This is a genomic window from Pseudomonas asplenii, assembly GCF_900105475.1.
GTDB classification, from domain to species: domain Bacteria; phylum Pseudomonadota; class Gammaproteobacteria; order Pseudomonadales; family Pseudomonadaceae; genus Aquipseudomonas; species Aquipseudomonas asplenii.
The window spans coordinates 2658457-2676917 of record NZ_LT629777.1 but is presented as its reverse complement, the minus strand read 5'-3'; the positions used below and the strand labels follow the sequence as shown (position 1 = coordinate 2676917).

General features: G+C 62.1%; 17 protein-coding genes and 1 pseudogene. 5 read left to right on the top strand and 13 right to left on the bottom strand.

All coding sequences use genetic code 11. From position 1 onward, the window contains the following. Positions 1 to 188 precede the first annotated feature (188 nt). Positions 189 to 1412 carry a glycosyltransferase family 4 protein gene (locus BLU37_RS12230; RefSeq protein WP_090205142.1) on the top strand — a complete coding sequence of 408 codons (1224 nt, stop codon included), beginning with the start codon at positions 189 to 191 and terminating at the stop codon, positions 1410 to 1412. Here BLU37_RS12230 and BLU37_RS12225 read toward each other — a convergent pair. The 3 genes from BLU37_RS12225 to BLU37_RS12215 form a co-directional block, all read right to left on the bottom strand. After that, a complete protein-coding gene (locus tag BLU37_RS12225; RefSeq protein ID WP_090205139.1) occupies positions 1381 to 2484 on the bottom strand; it encodes an NADH:flavin oxidoreductase in 1104 nt (367 codons plus the stop codon). The two genes, BLU37_RS12230 and BLU37_RS12225, sit on opposite strands and share 32 nt — an antisense overlap. Before the next feature lie 148 nt (positions 2485 to 2632). Beyond that, a complete protein-coding gene (locus BLU37_RS12220) occupies positions 2633 to 3115 on the bottom strand; it encodes a glutathione peroxidase (protein ID WP_010445229.1) in 483 nt (160 codons plus the stop codon). A 137-nt stretch (positions 3116 to 3252) separates the two neighbouring features. Further along, positions 3253 to 3738: an FKBP-type peptidyl-prolyl cis-trans isomerase gene (locus tag BLU37_RS12215; protein ID WP_010445231.1), complete on the bottom strand. Its 486-nt coding sequence runs from the start codon at positions 3736 to 3738 to the stop codon at positions 3253 to 3255. Here BLU37_RS12215 and BLU37_RS12210 point away from each other — a divergent pair. From BLU37_RS12210 to BLU37_RS12200, 3 genes and pseudogenes are all read left to right on the top strand, one after another. Then, positions 3737 to 4044 (top strand): annotated as a pseudogene (locus tag BLU37_RS12210) (DUF3565 domain-containing protein). The gene BLU37_RS12215 and the pseudogene BLU37_RS12210 overlap by 2 nt on opposite strands. Before the next feature lie 56 nt (positions 4045 to 4100). Beyond that, positions 4101 to 6200 (top strand): phosphate acetyltransferase, encoded by a 2100-nt coding sequence (pta, locus tag BLU37_RS12205; RefSeq protein WP_010445235.1) that lies wholly within the window; start codon positions 4101 to 4103, stop codon positions 6198 to 6200. Between the two features lie 111 nt (positions 6201 to 6311). Continuing rightward, complete coding sequence (locus BLU37_RS12200) at positions 6312 to 7217, top strand: acyltransferase (protein ID WP_090205136.1); 906 nt, start codon at positions 6312 to 6314, stop codon at positions 7215 to 7217. Between the two features lie 101 nt (positions 7218 to 7318). Here the strand turns inward: BLU37_RS12200 and cysN are convergent, their stop codons facing one another. From cysN to BLU37_RS12185, 3 genes are all read right to left on the bottom strand, one after another. Beyond that, positions 7319 to 9217, bottom strand: coding sequence for a sulfate adenylyltransferase subunit CysN (cysN, locus tag BLU37_RS12195; RefSeq protein ID WP_090205133.1), 1899 nt, complete (start codon positions 9215 to 9217; stop codon positions 7319 to 7321). Between the two features lie 15 nt (positions 9218 to 9232). Continuing rightward, positions 9233 to 10150, bottom strand: coding sequence for a sulfate adenylyltransferase subunit CysD (cysD, locus tag BLU37_RS12190; RefSeq protein ID WP_010445241.1), 918 nt, complete (start codon positions 10148 to 10150; stop codon positions 9233 to 9235). Positions 10151 to 10316: 166 nt separating this feature from the next. Continuing rightward, positions 10317 to 11075, bottom strand: coding sequence for a Nif3-like dinuclear metal center hexameric protein (locus tag BLU37_RS12185; RefSeq protein ID WP_090205129.1), 759 nt, complete (start codon positions 11073 to 11075; stop codon positions 10317 to 10319). Positions 11076 to 11176: 101 nt separating this feature from the next. On the opposite strand from BLU37_RS12185, the gene algW reads away from it, so the two are divergent. Then, positions 11177 to 12334, top strand: a complete 1158-nt coding sequence (gene algW / locus BLU37_RS12180; protein ID WP_010445245.1) for a Do family serine endopeptidase AlgW — start codon at positions 11177 to 11179, stop codon at positions 12332 to 12334. A gap of 207 nt (positions 12335 to 12541) precedes the next feature. On the opposite strand, the gene hisC is transcribed toward algW, so the two are convergent. The 7 genes from hisC to BLU37_RS12145 form a co-directional block, all read right to left on the bottom strand. Continuing rightward, positions 12542 to 13594, bottom strand: a complete 1053-nt coding sequence (gene hisC, locus BLU37_RS12175) for a histidinol-phosphate transaminase (protein WP_090205127.1) — start codon at positions 13592 to 13594, stop codon at positions 12542 to 12544. A 10-nt stretch (positions 13595 to 13604) separates the two neighbouring features. After that, positions 13605 to 14927 carry a histidinol dehydrogenase gene (gene hisD, locus BLU37_RS12170; RefSeq protein WP_010445250.1) on the bottom strand — a complete coding sequence of 441 codons (1323 nt, stop codon included), beginning with the start codon at positions 14925 to 14927 and terminating at the stop codon, positions 13605 to 13607. 141 nt (positions 14928 to 15068) lie between these two features. Beyond that, positions 15069 to 15704 carry an ATP phosphoribosyltransferase gene (gene hisG / locus BLU37_RS12165; RefSeq protein ID WP_029532602.1) on the bottom strand — a complete coding sequence of 212 codons (636 nt, stop codon included), beginning with the start codon at positions 15702 to 15704 and terminating at the stop codon, positions 15069 to 15071. A gap of 152 nt (positions 15705 to 15856) precedes the next feature. After that, the gene (gene murA / locus BLU37_RS12160; protein ID WP_090205124.1) at positions 15857 to 17122 is read right to left on the bottom strand and encodes a UDP-N-acetylglucosamine 1-carboxyvinyltransferase; all 1266 of its coding nucleotides are present in this window, start codon (positions 17120 to 17122) and stop codon (positions 15857 to 15859) included. A 24-nt stretch (positions 17123 to 17146) separates the two neighbouring features. Continuing rightward, positions 17147 to 17386 (bottom strand): BolA family protein, encoded by a 240-nt coding sequence (locus BLU37_RS12155; protein ID WP_010445256.1) that lies wholly within the window; start codon positions 17384 to 17386, stop codon positions 17147 to 17149. Between the two features lie 114 nt (positions 17387 to 17500). Further along, positions 17501 to 17806 carry an STAS domain-containing protein gene (locus tag BLU37_RS12150; RefSeq protein ID WP_090205121.1) on the bottom strand — a complete coding sequence of 102 codons (306 nt, stop codon included), beginning with the start codon at positions 17804 to 17806 and terminating at the stop codon, positions 17501 to 17503. Continuing rightward, positions 17799 to 18458 (bottom strand): MlaC/ttg2D family ABC transporter substrate-binding protein, encoded by a 660-nt coding sequence (locus BLU37_RS12145; protein WP_090205118.1) that lies wholly within the window; start codon positions 18456 to 18458, stop codon positions 17799 to 17801. The genes BLU37_RS12150 and BLU37_RS12145 overlap by 8 nt, the downstream gene beginning before the upstream one ends. Between the last annotated feature and the right edge of the window lie 3 nt (positions 18459 to 18461).

Here is an 18461-nt window from a genome sequence, read left to right as displayed (position 1 = left end):
TGCATGGCGCCGGGTCCGCAATGGACCCGGCACGCCGCTCTAAGCCCAGGCAAGCCGCCAGACGATAGCGCTGATAACGCTTCAGTGACCCGGATATCGAGGACACAGCGGGCAGCGCGGAGCCTTCGTCATAAATCCATCACCCAAATGCCACAAGGCCGCAACGGGGAGGGATCGATACTGCAACCATGACGACAGCTCTGCATATCACCCTGATCACCGAAACCTTCCCACCCGAAATCAACGGCGTGGCCAATACCCTTGGCCGTCTGTGTGAAGGTCTGCGCGCCCGTGGTCATCAGATCGAACTGGTGCGCCCGCGCCAAGGCTGCGACCAGACCCGCCCCAGCGACACCGAGCTGCTGCTGTGCCGTGGCTGGCCGTTGCCGGGTTATCCGGGCCTGCAATGGGGGCAGTCGTCGATGCACAAGCTGTTGCGGCGCTGGAAACGCCAGCGTCCGGATGTCCTGTATATCGCCACCGAAGGTCCACTGGGGCTTTCAGCACTGCGCGCAGCGCGACGCCTGGGCATCTCTGTGGTCAGCGGTTTCCACACCAACTTCCAGCAATATTCGCATCAGTACGGCCTGGGGATGCTGACACGGTTGCTAACCCATTACCTGCGCTGGTTCCACAACCGCTCCAAACTGACCCTGGTACCCAGTGTCAGCCAGCGCGTGGAGCTGGAGCGCCGACACTTCGAACGCCTCGAACTGCTGTCGCGGGGCGTCGACAGTCAATTGTTCCACCCCGCCAAGCGCCAGAATGCCCTGCGCGAAAGCTGGGGATTGGCACAAGAGGATATTGCCGTGCTGTACGTCGGCCGGCTGGCCACAGAGAAGAACCTCGGCCTGCTCGTCCGAACCTTCCAGGCCTTGCAGGCGACTTATCCACAGCGGGTGATGAAATTGATCGTGGTCGGCGACGGCCCGCAACGCCCGGCGCTGGAAAAGCACCTACCCGAGGCGATCTTCTGCGGTACCCAGCGTGGCGAGGCCCTCGCGACGCACTACGCCTGCGGCGACCTGTTCGTGTTTCCCAGCCTGACCGAAACCTTCGGCAATGTGGTACTCGAAGCCCTGGCTTCGGGCCTGGCGGTGGTCGCCTACGATCAGGCAGCCGCCGCCCAGCACATTCGCCATGGCTACAACGGCGTGCTGGCGATGCCAGGCGATGAGGATGCCTTCCGGGATGCCGCCTGCTGGCTGCTCGAAGGCGGCGAAACCTTGCGCAATGTACGCCTGAACGCACGTCAGCATGCCAGCCGCCAGAGTTGGGGAGCGATCGTCGAACAGTTCGAGATGCAGTTGCGCGGGGCCTGCGAAACGCAACAGGGGACAGCACACGTATCCCCTGCCCCGAAAACCGCCCCGATAAGCCTCAGATCAGACTGGTCAAAGCCTCGCGGCTGAACGGCAGAATTTCCTGCTCACGACCATCGCGCACTTTCACCGCCCAATCCGGGTCGACCAGCAGCGCCCGACCGACCGCCACCAGATCGAACTCATCGTTGTTCAGGCGCTCCAGCAGATTCTCCAGGCTGGCCGGCTGGGCCACCTTGTCGGTATTGACCATGAATTGCAGGAACTCGCCATCCAGGCCGACGCTGCCGACGGTGATGGTTGGCTTGCCGGTCAGTTGACGGGTCCAGCCGGCCAGGTTGAGTGTCGAGCCTTCGAACTCCGGCTCCCAGAAACGCCGCGTGGAGCAATGGAAAATATCCACGCCGGCCTCGGACAACGGCTTGAGGAATTCACCCAGCGCCTCCGGCGTCTGTACCAGGCGCGCGGTATAGTCCTGCTGCTTCCACTGGGAGAACCGGAAGATGATCGGGAAATCCGCGCCAACGGCGGCGCGCACGGCCTGGATCAGCTCGATGGCAAAGCGCGAACGATTGGCCAGACTGCCGCCGTACTCGTCAGTGCGCTGGTTGCTGCCTTCCCAGAAGAACTGGTCGATCAGGTAGCCGTGGGCGCCGTGGATCTCGACGCCGTCCATGCCGATCTCGCGGGCATCCTTCGCCGCCTGGGCGAACGCGGCGATCACGTCCTGGATGTCCTGGTGAGTCATGCCATGGACCACGACCTGACCATCCTTGAGTTTCCCGCTCGGACCGTAGCCGGGAACGCTGGCGTCCGGCTCAGTGCCCAGGCGTCGCACATTGCCCACATGCCAGAGCTGCGGAACGATCTTGCCGCCCTCGGCATGCACCGCCTCGACCACTTTTTTCCAGCCGGCCAGGGCAGCTTCGCCATAGAAATGCGGCACGTTCGGATAACCGTTGGCCGCTGGATGACCGACCGTGGTGCCTTCGGTGACGATCAGGCCCACACCCGCCGCCGCACGCTTGCGGTAGTACTCGATGACTTTCGAATTGGGCATGCCACCTGGCGAGAACGAACGCGTCATCGGTGCCATCACCACGCGGGTCGGCAGTTCCAGGGCACCAAGGTGGAAGGGCTTGAACAGGGCTTGGACCGACATGGAGGTACTCCGCAACTGAAGGGGAATTTATGATCGGGATAATATTCCGCCCTCAGGCCAGCGCCCAGCACTATTGATCTGAGTGATCAAGCTCGAAAAGTATCAGGGGTAGCCCACCTTTAACGCGGGCAGGCCCCTACAGAAATGCTCAGGCGAGTGCCTTCTCGATGGCCTGGACTACCGCCGGATCGTCCGGGGCGGTACGCGGCGAGAAACGTGCCAGCACGCGACCGTCCTTGCCCACCAGGAATTTTTCGAAGTTCCAGGTGATATCCCCGGGAAACTCGGCGCCCTCGCCCGCCAGCAGCCGATACAGCTGATGACGCTCATGGCCGTTGACTTCCAGCTTGCGGCTCAATGGAAAGGTCACCCCGTAGTTGAGGCTGCAGAATTCGCGGATGTCCTCCTCGGAGCCCGGTTCCTGACCGGCAAACTGGTTGCACGGCAGGCCCAGGACACTGAAGCCCTGGCCCTTGTATTGCTGGTAGAGGTTCTCCAATGCTGCGTACTGCGGCGTCAGCCCACACTTGGAGGCGACATTGACCACCAGCACGACACGCCCCTTGAAAGGCGCGAGGGGTAGGTCCTGGCCATCCAGCGCTACTAGCGTAAGGTCGTGAAAAGCACTCATGACGAACTCCCGATAATCCCGTGTAACGTCTCGACATTGTCGCCCGACACCACGACCGGTTTCCAGGCATGAAACCGCGGCGGACTAAAAAAGGCGCCCGTGGGCGCCTTCCTACAACCAGAGCTTAGCAGCAGAACTCAGTGGTGATGGCCGCCTTCGCCATGGATGTGACCATGGGCGATTTCTTCCTGGCTGGCGTCACGAACGCTGACAACCTTGACCTTGAAGTTCAGGCGCTGGCCAGCCAGCGGATGGTTGCCGTCGACGGTGACGTCGTCGCCGTCCAGGTCGCGGATGGTGACGATCTGCATCTGGCCGTCCGGAGCGGAGGCGTGGAACTGCATGCCCACTTCCAGCTCATCGACGCCTTCGAACATGCTGCGGCTCAGGGTGCTGACCAGTTCGGCAGCGTATTCGCCGTAGGCGTCTTCAGGCTCGACGGTAACGTTCAGCTCGTCGTCGACGGCCTTGCCTTCCAGAGCTTTTTCCAGACCTGGAATGATGTTGCCTGCACCTTGCAGGTAAACCAGCGGTGCGCCGCCGGCAGAGCTGTCGATGACCTCACCAGCGTCGTTGGTGAGGGTATAGTCGATGGACACAGCCTTGTTGGCGGCGATCAGCATGGGGCGAGACCTTTGCAGAAGAATGAAGAGCGGATAAGTCTAAACAAGGATTCGTCCGAAAGCGAACGGAACCCGGACAGACGGGGTGAAACGCCCCCCTCCTTCATCCTCGGTTTCCACCTGGATGAGGACGGCCACTGGGTCGTCGAGCTGTCCTGCGGCCACACCCAGCACCTGCGCCACCAGCCGCCCTGGCAGTCACGCGCCTGGGTGCTGGAGCCGGCACAGCGTTCGGCCAGAATCGGCCAGCCCTTTGAATGTGGTTGGTGCGCACAGGGCTCGGTTAGCGCTAACCTTGGCGTCTGAATATCGCAGAGGATCAACCATCGGTCCTCGAAGTTGCGCTCCACAAGAGACTACGCATGCAAACTTTCTTTATAGCACCCACCGATTTCGGTGTGGGTCTGACCTCGATCAGCCTCGGGCTGGTTCGGACGCTGGAACGCGCCGGCCTGCAAGTCGGTTTCTTCAAGCCCATCGCCCAGCCGCATCCGGGTGATACCGGCCCGGAACGCTCGACCGAGCTGGTGGCCCGTACCCATGGTCTGAAACCGCCGCAACCACTGGGCCTGGCCCACGTCGAGCGGATGCTCGGCGACGGTCAGCTCGACGAGTTGCTGGAAGAAATCATCGCCCTGTATCAGCAGGCTGCGGTCGGCAAGGATGTGTTGGTGGTCGAAGGCATGGTCCCGACCCGCAGCGCCAGCTATGCCGCACGGGTCAACCTGCACCTGGCAAAAAGCCTGGATGCCGAGGTGATCCTGGTCTCGGCACCGGAAAACGAAGTACTGACCGAGTTGTCCGGCCGGGTCGAGTTGCAGGCGCAACTGTTTGGCGGCCCCAAGGACCCCAAGGTCCTCGGCGTGATCCTCAACAAGGTGCGTACCGACGAAAGCATGGAGGCCTTCGCCGCCCGCCTCAAGGAACACTCGCCGCTGTTGCGCAGTGGCGACTTCCGTCTGCTGGGCTGCATTCCGTACCAACCGGAACTCAATGCCCCACGTACCCGCGACGTTGCCGAGTTGCTGGGCGCTCAGGTGCTCAATGCCGGCGACTATGAAACCCGACGCATGTCGAAGATCATCCTTTGCGCCCGCACCGTGCTGAACACCCTGCAACTGCTCAAGCCGGGCGTGCTGGTGGTGACCCCCGGCGACCGCGACGACATTATCCTCGCCGTCAGCCTGGCAGCACTCAACGGCGTGCCCCTGGCAGGCCTGCTGCTGACCAGCGATACCAAGCCCGACCCACGCCTGATGGAGTTGTGTCGCGGCGCGCTGCAGGCCGGCCTGCCGGTACTGTCGGTGAGCACCGGTTCCTACGACACCGCCAACCAGCTCAACAGCCTGAACAAGGAAATTCCGATCGATGACCGCGAGCGGGCGGAAATCATCACTGATTTCGTCGCCAGCCACCTCGATGCCCAATGGCTGCACCAGCGCTGCGGCACGCCACGGGAAATGCGTCTGACGCCAGCGGTGTTCCGCTATCAGTTGATCCAGCGTGCCCAACAAGCCAACAAGCGTATCGTCCTGCCCGAAGGCAGCGAGCCGCTGACCGTCCAGGCCGCAGCGATCTGCCAGGCACGCGGCATCGCCCGTTGCGTGCTGCTGGCCAAGCCGGCGGATGTCGAGGCGGTCGCCAAGGCCCATGGTTTCGAGCTGCCACCAGGGCTTGAGATTCTCGACCCGGACCAGATTCGCGGACGCTACGCCGAGCCGATGGTGGCCCTGCGCAAGAACAAGAGCCTCAACACGCCGATGGCCGAGCAGCAACTGGAAGACACGGTGGTGATCGGCACCATGATGCTGGCGCTGGACGAAGTCGATGGTCTGGTCTCCGGGGTGATCCACTCCACCGCCAATACCATCCGCCCGGCGCTGCAACTGATCAAGACCGCACCGGGCTGCACCCTGGTCTCATCGGTGTTCTTCATGCTGTTCCCCGAGCAGGTGCTGGTCTATGGCGACTGCGTGATGAATCCACACCCGTCGGCCACCGAACTGGCGGAAATCGCCCTGCAAAGTGCCGACTCGGCCCAGGCATTCGGCATCGCGCCACGGGTGGCGATGATCAGCTACTCCAGCGGCGAATCGGCCAGCGGCGAGGAAGTGGAGAAAGTCCGCGAAGCCACCCTGCTGGCCCACGAAGCCCAGCGCGAACTGCTGATCGACGGCCCGTTGCAGTACGACGCCGCCGCCAACGAAAACGTCGCCCGGCAACTGGCGCCCAACAGCCAGGTCGCTGGTCGGGCCACGGTGTTCGTGTTCCCCGACCTGAATACCGGCAACACCACCCACAAGGCGGTGCAACGCAGCGCCGACTGCGTGAGCCTGGGGCCAATGCTGCAAGGCCTGCGCAAGCCGGTCAACGACCTGCCACGCGGCGCCCAGGTCGACGACATCGTCTATACCATCGCCCTTACCGCGATCCAGGCCGCCAACCGACCCGTGGATATCTGAAATATCTGAAGTAGCTGCACGATACTGCCGGTGTCCGTTACCCTCATGCCATAAGGCGTGAGGGCTACGACCGCTCGCTCAAACAAGAACGCACTTTCGAGAAAGGACACCATGCTCGACTTCCTCCCGGCCCCGTTGCGTGGCCTGCTCGCCTCGCTGCTGCTGGCCTTGAACACCCTGCTGCTGTGCTCGCTCCTGTTCTGCGTGGCACTGCTCAAGGTCCTGCCCTTCAACTTGACCGAGCGCTTCAGCCACTGGCTGATGAACCATATCCATGAGGCCTGGATCAGCAACAACAAGGCCTGGATGCACCTGGTCCGCAAGACCCGCTGGCACCTCAGCGGCCTTGAGGGGCTGGACTATCAGCACTCCTACTTGGTCACCAGCAATCACCAGAGCTGGGTCGACATCCTGGTCCTGCAGTACGTGCTCAACCGGCGCATTCGCCCCCTGAAATTCTTTCTCAAGCAGGAGTTGATCTGGGTCCCGGTGATCGGCCTGGCCTGGTGGGCACTGGGCTTTCCGTTCATGAAACGCTACTCGAAGGCGTACCTGGAAAAACACCCGGAAAAGAAAGGCAAGGACCTGGAAACCACCCGCAAGACCTGCGCGAAATTTCGCAAAAACCCTGTGGGCATCTTCAACTTCGCCGAAGGCACACGTTTCACCCCGGGCAAACATGCACAGCAGCAGTCGCCGTTCCGCTACCTGCTCAAGCCCAAGGCCGGTGGCATTGCCTTCGTGCTGGATGCCATGGGCGAGCAGTTGGAGTCGATCGTCAACGTGACCATCCACTATCCGGGCGGACGGCCGGGATTCTGGAACCTGTTGTGCGGCGACATGCGCGAGGTCGTGGTGCATTTCGAAGAATTGCAGATTCCGCCCCAGTTCATTGGCCGCAACTATGAGCAGGACGCCGAGTACCGCCAGGCATTCCAGACCTGGATCAACCAGCTATGGGCAGACAAGGATGCCTTGCTGGCGCGCTTGCACAGCGAGTACCCCGCCAAGTCCTGAGGTGCCCGCGAAGGCGATCTTAGCCACCCAACGATCTGATGGCCCATGAAAAAGCCCGCGACCGAGTGATCGGTCGCGGGCTTTTCTGTTGCCGGCGAGGCTTAGATCGCGCCGCGCTGACGCAGCAGATCCAGCACCTGCTTGACGCTGTCTTCCAGCGACAAGGCTTGCGTGTCGACGACCAGGTCGGCATTGAGCGGCACATCGTACGGGAAGGACTCACCCGGGATGTTGTCGCCACCCGCCGCGTACAGCCCTTGCGGGTCACGCTCACGGCAGACCAATGGCGAGGCCTGGACGTAAACGGTGACCAGACGCTCAGCACCGATCAACACCTTGGCCTGCTCGCGACCTTCGGCATCCGGCGCCACGAACGCGGCCAGGGTCAGCAGGCCGGCTTCGTTGAACTGGCGCGCCACCTGGGCGGCACGCCGCCAATTTTCGGTGCGACCGGCGCGATCCTGCGCCAGCCCCTTGTTCAGGTCGTGGCGCAGGTTCTGACCATCCAGGACGAACACCGCACGGCCCATATCGAACAGCTTGCGCTCCACGGCATAGGCCAGGGTGCTCTTGCCAGCGCCCGAAAGGCCAGTGAACAGCACGGTGGCCGGTTGCTGACCGAAACGCTGGGCGCGTTCTTCGGTCGCGACATGCGCCAGCTTGCCATGGTGAGTGGCACCGCCATGGGCCAGCGGCTGGGCGACGATCATGCCGGCGCCGACGGTGCCGTTGGTCAGGCGGTCGATGACGATGAACGCGCCAGTAGTGCGGTTGCTGTCGTAACCATCCAGGGCGATTGGCGTATCCAGGGCAATCTTGACCTTGCCAATCTCGTTCAGTTGCAGGGCACTGGCCGAGCCTTCTTCCAGGGTGTTGACGTCGACCCGATGGACGATGCTGGCAATCGAGCCCGGCACATAGCTGGTGGCACGCTTGATGTCGTATTTCTTGCCCGGCAGCATCGGTTCTTCGGCCATCCAGACCAGCATGGCCTCGAAGCTGTCGGTCACCGGTGGCACGCTGTCGGCATGGACCAGCAGGTCGCCACGGGAGATGTCGATCTCGTCTTCCATGGTCAGGGTCACGGCCTGGCCGGGACCTGCGTGTTCCAACTCACCTTCGTAGGTAACGATGGATTTCACGCGGCTGCTCTTGCCCGACGGCAGAACCACCACTTCGTCGCCTTTCTTCACGATGCCGCTGGCGAGGGTGCCGGCAAAGCCGCGGAAGTTCAGGTTCGGACGGTTGACGTACTGCACCGGGAAACGCAGGTCGGTGAGATTGCGGTCGCCCGCCACTTCCACGGTCTCGAGGATTTCCATCAGCGACTGGCCGGTGTACCAGGGCGAACGCTCGCTCTTGTTCACCACGTTGTCGCCCTTGAGCGCCGACATCGGCACGAAGTGCATGCTCGAAGGTTTCATCTTCAGGCCTTCGGCGAACTTCAGGTAGTCGGCCTTGATCGACTCGAACACGCCCTGGTCGAAGTCCTTGAGGTCCATCTTGTTGATGGCGACGACGATGTGTTTGATGCCCAACAGGGAGGCGATGAAGCTGTGGCGACGGGTCTGGGTCTGCACACCGTAGCGGGCATCGACCAGGATGATCGCCAGGTCACAGGTAGAGGCACCCGTAGCCATGTTGCGGGTGTACTGCTCATGGCCGGGAGTATCGGCGATGATGAATTTGCGCTTGGCGGTGGAGAAATAGCGGTAGGCGACATCGATGGTGATGCCCTGCTCGCGCTCGGCCTGCAGGCCGTCGACCAGCAGTGCCAGGTCGATGTCGTCACCGGTGGTGCCGACTTTCTTCGAATCACGGGTGATGGCTTCCAGATGGTCTTCGTAAATCATCTTGGAGTCGTGCAGCAGGCGCCCGATCAGGGTGCTCTTGCCGTCGTCGACGTTGCCGCAGGTCAGGAAACGCAGCAGTTCCTTGCGTTCGTGCTGGCCCAGGTAGGCGAGGATGTCCTCGCTGATCAGATCGGATTGATGCGACATGCTGAAAAACCCTGTTTAGAAGTAGCCCTGACGTTTCTTGTCTTCCATCGAACCGGCACCATCGTGGTCGATGACCCGGCCCTGGCGCTCGGAAGTACGCGTCAGGAGCATTTCCTGAATGATGTCCGTGAGGGTTTCGGCCTCGGACTCCACCGCGCCCGTCAACGGGTAGCAGCCAAGGGTACGGAAACGCACCTTCTTCTTGACGATACGGGCTTTTTCCTCGTCGGACAGGTGCTCGAGGATGCGATCGTCGTCGATCATGATCAGGGTGCCGTTCTTCTCGATGACTTCACGCTCGGCGGCGAAATACAGCGGCACGATCGGAATGCCTTCGAGGTAGATGTACTGCCAGATGTCCAGCTCGGTCCAGTTCGACAATGGGAAGACGCGGATCGACTCGCCCTTGTTGACCTTGCCGTTGTACACGTTCCACAGTTCCGGACGCTGGTTCTTCGGATCCCAGCGGTGCTTGCTGTCGCGGAAGGAATACACACGCTCCTTGGCACGGGATTTTTCTTCGTCACGTCGGGCGCCTCCGAAAGCAGCGTCGAAACCATGTTTGTCCAGCGCCTGTTTGAGGCCCTGGGTCTTCATGATATCGGTGTGCTTGGAACTACCGTGGGTGAACGGGTTGATGCCCTGCGCCACACCTTCCGGGTTGACGTGGGTGATCAGGTCCAGGCCCATTTCCGCGACCATGCGATCACGGAATTTGTACATTTCCTGGAATTTCCACTGGGTATCGACATGCATCACCGGAAACGGCAGCTTGCCGGGGAAAAACGCCTTGCGTGCCAGGTGCAGCATCACGGCGGAATCTTTACCGATGGAGTACAGCATCACCGGGTTGTCGAACTCGGCGGCCACCTCGCGGATGATGTGGATGCTTTCCGCCTCCAGCTGTTTCAGATGCGTCAGTTTGTCGACCATGGCTACTCACGAAAAGCGTTCTTGTGGACGGCCTGCGGGCCGTGTTCGAGCGGGGCATGCTAGCACAGCGACCTATTCTATTGATTAGCTCAGATAGATCGAAACGATATAAGAATATATCGCCCTGTTTGGCAGCCCCCACCCCTGAAAGCGGACGGGATCGCGCCTAGATCGGATTCGGGCAGTCGATGAACAGGTGCTCCAGGGCAAACCGCCGGGCCAGGTATTCACCCAGGGCCTGCACGCCATAGCGTTCGGTCGCATGGTGGCCGGCAGCAATGAAACTGACGCCGTTTTCCTGCGCGCTGTGGAAGGTCTGTTCGGACGCTTCGCCGCTGAGGTACAGATCGACCCCGGCCAACACCGCCTGATCAATGTAACCCTGGCCACCGCCCGTACACCAGCCGACCCGTCGGATCATCTCGCTGCCCTCGATCAGCAACGGTTCGCGCCCCAGCGCCTGCTGGACCTTGCGGGCGAAGTCGCGCGCGGTCATCGGTTCGTTGAGGGAGCCGACCAGCCCCACCACCTTGGGATTCTCGGGGTCCAGCGGACCTTCCACGGTGATATCCAACTGGCGGGCAAGCTGCACGTTATTGCCGACTTCCGGGTGCAGGTCCAGTGGCAGGTGGTAGGCCAACAGGCTGATGTCGTGCTTGAGCAGGGTTTTCAGTCGACGCTGCTTCATCCCCACGACGCAGGGATCCTCGCCTTTCCAGAAATAGCCGTGATGCACCAGCACCAGATCGGCCCCGGCCTCCACCGCCGCATCGAGCAGCGCCTGGCTGGCGGTGACCCCGCTGACGATCCGGGTGACCTGCGGCCGGCCTTCGACCTGCAGGCCGTTGGGGCAATAATCGGCAATTCGCGAACTGCCCAGAAAGCGGTCCGCCTCCTCGACCAGGGTACTCAGTGCAACGGCCATAAAAACTCCTCAATATCCCGTCCCGAGGCGCTCGCAGCCTCGTATAATGCGCGACATTATGGGCCGTCCAAGATGGCCTGCAACCTCCCAGGACTTGTTCAATGCTCAAGGCTCTGCGTTTTTTCGGCTGGCCGCTGCTGGTCGGCGTGCTGGTCGCTCTGTTGATTATCCAGCGTTACCCTCAATGGGTCGGCCTGCCTGATCTGGATGTGAACCTGCAACAAGCCCCGCAGACCGCGACCATCCAGCAGGGCCCGGTGTCCTATGCTGATGCGGTGGACCTCGCCGCACCGGCGGTGGCCAACCTGTACACCACCAAGATGGTCAACAAGAACAGCCATCCGCTGTTCGAGGACCCGCAGTTCCGACGCTTTTTCGGCGACAACCTGCCCAAGCAGAAACGCATGGAGTCGAGCCTGGGCTCGGCGGTGATCATGAGTTCCACCGGCTACCTGCTGACCAACAACCACGTGACCGCCGGCGCCGACCAGATCGTCGTGGCGCTCAAGGATGGCCGCGAGACCCTGGCACGGGTGATCGGCAGCGACCCGGAAACCGACCTGGCGGTGCTCAAGATCGATCTGCCGAACCTGCCGTCGATCACCATCGGGCGCTCGGACAAGATCCGCATCGGTGACATCGCCCTGGCGATCGGCAACCCGTTCGGCGTCGGCCAGACCACCACCATGGGCATCATCAGCGCCACCGGCCGCAACCAGCTGGGCCTGAACAACTACGAAGACTTCATCCAGACCGATGCGGCCATCAACCCCGGCAACTCCGGCGGCGCACTGGTCGACGCCAACGGCAACCTGACCGGCATCAACACTGCGATTTTCTCCAAGTCCGGTGGTTCCCAGGGCATCGGCTTCGCGATCCCGATCAATCTGGCGGTCGAAGTGATGAAGGCAATCATCGAGCACGGCCAGGTGATTCGTGGCTGGCTGGGCATCGAAGTGCAGCCGCTGACCCAGGAACTGGCGGAGTCGTTCGGTCTGAGCGGGCGCCCAGGCATCGTGGTGGCGGGAATTTTCCGCGACGGACCGGCACAACGGGCCGGCCTGCAGTTGGGTGACGTGATCCTGAGCATCAATGGTGAGCCGGCCAATGACGGGCGCCGGTCGATGAATCAGGTGGCGCGGATCAAACCGACCGAAAAGGTGGTGATCCAGGTGCTGCGCAACGGCAAGGAGCTCAAGCTGACCGCCGAGATCGGCTTGCGTCCGCCACAGCAGACCGCGCAGAAGGAAGAGGAGTAAGACCGGGTTCAGCGGCGGCGGCCAGGACGCTATTGCCAGCAAGCCGGCTCCCACGAAACCTGTCTGACACGATTTGTGGGAACCTCAGAGCCCGGACTGCCCCAAGAAGCTGGACACTGATCCAACCCGTGGGAGACGGCCGGGCGGCGCTCCGCTTGCTGGCGATGAATTCAGCGCCGCCCACCCGGCTCCCGCAAGATCAGGCGATCAAAGCTCGCCCAAGGCCTCGATCAACGCCTGGTTCTGCTCGGGCGTACCGATGGTGATGCGCAGGAACTGCGCGATCCGCTCCTGCTTGAAGTGACGCACGATCACCCCCTGCTCCCGCACCTTGGCCGCCAGCGTCGCGGCGTCATGCCGGGGATGCCGGGCGAAGATGAAGTTCGCGGCCGAAGGCAATACGTCAAAACCCTTGGCCTGCAATTGCGCCACCAGCCGCTCCCGGCTTTCGATGACCTGGCGACAGGTTTGCTCGAAGTACGCCCGATCCTCGAACGCCGCCGCTGCGCCAGCAATCGCCATGCGATCGAGCGGGTAGGAGTTGAAGCTGTTCTTGATCCGCTCCAGCGCCTCGATCAGGTCCGGATGGCCGACCGCCAACCCAACCCGCAGACCCGCCAGGGAGCGGGATTTGGACAGGGTCTGGGTCACCAGCAGGTTTGGATAACGGTCGACCAGGCTGATGGCCGTTTCGCCACCGAAGTCGATATAGGCCTCGTCGACCACTACCACCGAATCCGGGCTGGCCTTGAGGATCTGCTCGACCGCATCCAGCGCCAGCAGGCAGCCGGTCGGTGCATTCGGGTTGGGGAAGATGATCCCGCCATTGGGCCGAGCGTAGTCGGCCACACGGATCTGGAACTGCTCGTCCAGCGCCAGCGCCTCGAAACCGATGCCGTACAGGCCGCAGTAGACCGGATAGAAGCTGTAGCTGATATCCGGGAACAGCAGCGGCCGATCCTGCTGGAACAGGCCATGGAAGATATGCGCCAGGACTTCGTCGGAACCGTTGCCGAGGAACACCTGGTTACTCCGCACACCGTAGTACTCGGCCACGGCCTGCTTGAGCCGGTCGCCATTGGGATCGGGATACAGGCGCAGGTTGTCGTTGACCTCGGCCTGCATCGCCGCCAGGGCCTTGGGCGAAGGACCGTAGGGGTTTTCATTGGTGTTGAGCTTGACCAGTTTGGTCAGCTTGGGTTGCTCACCCGGCACGTAGGGCACCAGGTCCTTGACGAATTTGCTCCAGAACTTGCTCATGCTTTTCCCCTTATTCCTGGTCTTCGGCGACGATCCGGTATTCCGCACTGCGGGCATGGGCGCTCAGCGACTCGCCACGGGCCAGCACCGAGGCGGTCTTGCCCAGCTCGGACGCCCCCTGTTCGGAGCAGAAGATGATCGACGAACGCTTCTGGAAGTCATACACCCCCAGCGGCGACGAGAAGCGTGCGGTACCGGAGGTCGGCAGCACGTGGTTGGGACCTGCGCAGTAGTCGCCCAGGGCCTCGGAGGTGTGACGGCCCATGAAGATCGCACCGGCGTGGCGGATCTGCGGCAGCCAGGCCTGCGGGTCGGCGACCGACAGCTCCAGGTGTTCCGGGGCGATACGGTTGGCGACTTCGATTGCCTGTTGCATGTCACGGACCTGAATCAGCGCGCCGCGACCGTTGATCGAGGTCTCGATGATCGGCGCGCGGTCCATGGTCGGCAGCAGTTTGTCGATGCTCGCCGCCACCCGATCGAGGAACGCCGCGTCCGGGCTGACCAGGATCGCCTGGGCGTCCTCGTCGTGCTCGGCCTGGGAGAACAGGTCCATGGCGATCCAGTCCGGATCGGTCTGGCCATCGCAGACCACCAGGATCTCCGAAGGGCCGGCAATCATGTCGATACCCACCTGGCCGAACACATGGCGCTTGGCGGTGGCGACATAGATGTTGCCCGGACCGACCACCTTGTCGACCTTGGGCACACTCTCGGTGCCGTAGGCCAGTGCTGCGACCGCCTGGGCACCACCGATGGTGAACACCCGGTCGACACCGGCGACACAGGCCGCCGCCAGCACCAGCTCGTTGACCTCGCCACGCGGGGTCGGCACCACCATCACCACTTCACCGACGCCGGCCACCTTGGCCGGAATCGCGTTCATCAATACCGACGACGGGTAGGACGCCTTGCCACCAGGCACATACAGGCCGGCGCGGTCCAGCGGGGTGACCTTCTGGCCCAGCACCGTGCCATCGGCCTCGGTGTAGCTCCAGGAATCCTGCTTCTGCCGTTCGTGGTAGCTGCGCACCCGATCGGCAGCCTTTTCCAGGGCTTCGCGCTGGACATCGGTGATGCGGGTCAGGGCCAGTTCCAGGCGCTCGCGTGGCAGGATCAGGTCCGCCATCGAAGCCGCTTCCAGGCCATCGAAACGCTGGGTGAACTCGACCACGGCGGCATCGCCCCGCTCGCGCACAGCCTTGATGATATCCAGCACCCGCTGGTTGACCGAGTCATCGGACACGCTTTCCCAGCTCAGCAGATGATCCAGATGATGGGCGAAATCAGGATCGGCAGCGTTGAGTCGGCGAATGGCGGTGGACGTAGTCATAGCGAGGGCCTCAATAATTGGCGAATGCTTGGGAACAGCAAATCTCAGGCGCCGCAAGACTACCAAGCCATCCGCGTGGGCACCTGAGAATTCTGGCTATGACACGGATAGATGGGCGCGGCTCAAGGCCGCGCGTGTGAGTCAGCTACGGTGTCGCGACTCCACTGCCTTGCGCAGGGTGTCGATCAGGGACTGGATACGGGCGTGCTGCATCTTCATCGATGCCTTGTTCACCACCAGGCGGGAGCTGATGGTCGCAATCATTTCCTGGGGTTCCAGGCCGTTGGCACGCAGGGTGTTACCGGTGTCGACGACGTCGATGATCTTGTCGGCCAGACCGATCAGCGGTGCCAGTTCCATCGAGCCATACAGCTTGATGATATCGACCTGGCGACCCTGCTCGGCATAGTAACGCTTGGCGACATTGACGAACTTGGTCGCAACCCGCAGCCGGCCCTTGGGCTCCACCGCGCCAACGGCACCGGCGGTCATCAGCTTGCAACAGGCGATCTTCAGGTCCAGCGGCTCGTAAAGGCCCTGGCCGCCGTATTCCATCAGCACATCCTTGCCGGCGACACCGAGGTCGGCCGCGCCATGCTCGACATAGGTCGGCACGTCGGTGGCACGAACGATCAGCAGGCGAACGTCGTCCTGGGTCGTCGGAATGATCAGCTTGCGGCTCTTGTCCGGATTCTCGGTGGGCACGATACCCGCTTCGGCGAGCAAAGGCAGAGTATCGTCGAGAATGCGGCCCTTGGACAGTGCAATGGTCAGCATGGGAAAACCTAGGTCCTTCAATTCAGGATATTGCAGCACTCTAACAGACCGGCTCGTCTTTCCTGGAGCCGGCTTGCAGGCGATTGCTATCGGTCAGTCAACATCTGTGCTGCCTGACACAGCGCTATCGCCAGCAAGCCGGCCCCCGCACACTAGCCCGGAACGCGACGGATCTTGGCACCGAGCATCTGCAGCTTCTCTTCGATGCACTCATACCCACGGTCGATATGGTAGATCCGGTCGATCAGCGTGTCGCCTTCGGCGGCCAGCGCCGAAATCACCAGACTGGCCGAGGCCCGCAGGTCGGTGGCCATGACCGGAGCGCCCTTGAGGATCTCGGTGCCGGTGACGATCGCGGTGTTACCTTCGACCTGGATCTTGGCGCCCATGCGATGCAACTCGTACACGTGCATGAAGCGGTTTTCGAAGATGGTCTCGATCACCGCTCCAGTGCCTTCGGCAATCGCGTTGAGGGAGATGAACTGGGCCTGCATGTCGGTCGGGAACGCCGGGTACGGCGCAGTACGCACGTTGACCGCCTTGGGCCGCTTGCCGTGCATGTCCAGTTCGATCCAGTCTTCGCCGGTGGTCACGGACGCGCCGGACTCCTTGAGCTTTTCCAGTACCGCTTCGAGAATGGTCGGATCGGTATCCTTGACCTTGACCCGACCGCCAGTGACGGCAGCGGCCACCAGGTAGGTGCCGGTCTCGATACGGTCAGGCATGACCTTGTAGTGGGCCGAATGCAGGCGTTCGACACCGTCGATGGTGATGGTGTCGGAACCGGCACCGGAGATCTTCGCGCCCATGGCGTTGAGGAAGTTCGCCAGGTCGACCACTTCCGGCTCGCGCGCGGCGTTCTGCAGCACGCTGCGACCACGGGCCAGGGCTGCGGCCATCATGATGTTCTCGGTACCGGTCACGGAGACGGTATCGAAGAAGAAGTTGGCGCCACGCAGGCCGCCTTCCGGTGCCTTGGCCTTGATGTAGCCGCCCTCGACATCGATCACCGCACCCATGGCTTCGAGACCACGAATGTGCAGGTCGACCGGACGCGAACCGATGGCGCAGCCACCCGGCAGGGCCACTTCGGCCTCACCGAAACGGGCAACCATCGGGCCCAGCACCAGGATCGACGCACGCATGGTTTTCACCAGCTCGTACGGCGCCACCAGGGTCTTGATGGTGCGCGGGTCGATTTCCACGGAGAGTTTTTCGTCGATCACAGGCTCGATGCCCATGCGCCCGAACAACTCGATCATGGTGGTGATGTCGTGCAGGTGCGGCAGGTTGGCCACGGTGACCGGGCCATCGCACAGCAAGGTGGCCGCCAGAATCGGCAGGGCGGAGTTTTTTGCCCCGGAGATGCGGATTTCGCCATCAAGACGAACGCCGCCAGTAATAATCAGTTTATCCATAGGAATCTCGACGCCAGTTCAGGCTCAGGTGCGCTCGGCCCAGGCCGCGCTGCTGAAAAATTTCATGGTGACCGCATGGATGCTGCCATCGGCAATCCATGGGTTCAAATGGGCATAGATGCTTTGCTGACGCTTCACCGGGCTCAAGGCTGCCAGTTCGTCGCTGATCACATTCAACTGGAAGTTGCAGCCTTGGCCCTCAACTTCAACCTGAGTTCCTGGCAGCTTTCCTTCAAGGAAGCTCTTTACTTCGGTGGCCTGCATGCTCAACCTCGATCGGCGCCCAACGCGCGCGGGTCGACCATGATACAAAAAAGCCCCGCGCCTGCGAACCCCGCATTCGCAGGACTCTGACGGGGGGCTTGCGATTTGAGTCGATCACTGCACGCCCAACAGCTCCGTCAGCTCGGAAACTTCGGCGATTTCGCGCATTTCCCGGGACATGCCACGAATGCTGAAGGATTTGCCGAGCTGCGCCGCATCGCGCATGAACGCCAGCAGCAGGGCCAGGCCGACGCTGCTGGATTTCTCCACCGACGAACAATCAACCACCAGGGCCGTCGCGCTGCTTGACTTGATCAGCGCCTGGCCCTGCTTGCGCAAGGCCGCGCCCGTGCTGTAGTCGAGCACGCCGGCCAGGTGCAGCTCACCTGCTTCGCCCAGGCGAACGCTGGCCTCACTCACCGCCACTGGCCTTCTGCGGGTTTTTCTCGGACTCGGCCTTGGCCTTCTCCACTTCGCCCGCCCAACCGTCGATGGTCTTGTCCAGGTTGTTGCCGTTGCGTTGCATCGCATCGGCGAACTGGTCACGGAACAGCTTGCCGATGTTGATGCCGTTGATGATCACGTTACGCAGTTTCCATTCACCGTTGATTTTCTCAAGGGTGTAGGAAACCGGATAGATCGCGCCGTTATTGCCCTTGACGGTCATGCCGACGCTGGTGCGGTCGCCCGACTCATCCTTCGGCGCATCGACGGTGATGCCCTGGTTGTTGTACTCCAGCAGTGCGTTGCCGTAGAACTGGAACAGGCCGCGCTTGAAGTTTTCCTGGAAGCGGGTCATCTGCTCGGGCGTGGCCTTGCGCGAGTACTTGACGGTCATGATGCTTTTGGAAATGCCTTCTGCATCCACCACCGGACCGACGATGGTATTGAGCGAATTGTAGAACTCCGTCGGATTCTGCTTGTACTTCTCCCGGTTCGCCGTCAGGTCGGCGAGCATCCGGTTGGTGGTGTCCTGCACTAGATCGTGGGCAGTAGGAGCGGCCAGCGCATTGCCCATCAGCGGCATCGCCGCGAGCAGCACCAACAGACTACGGCGCAAAATAGAGATCATGGA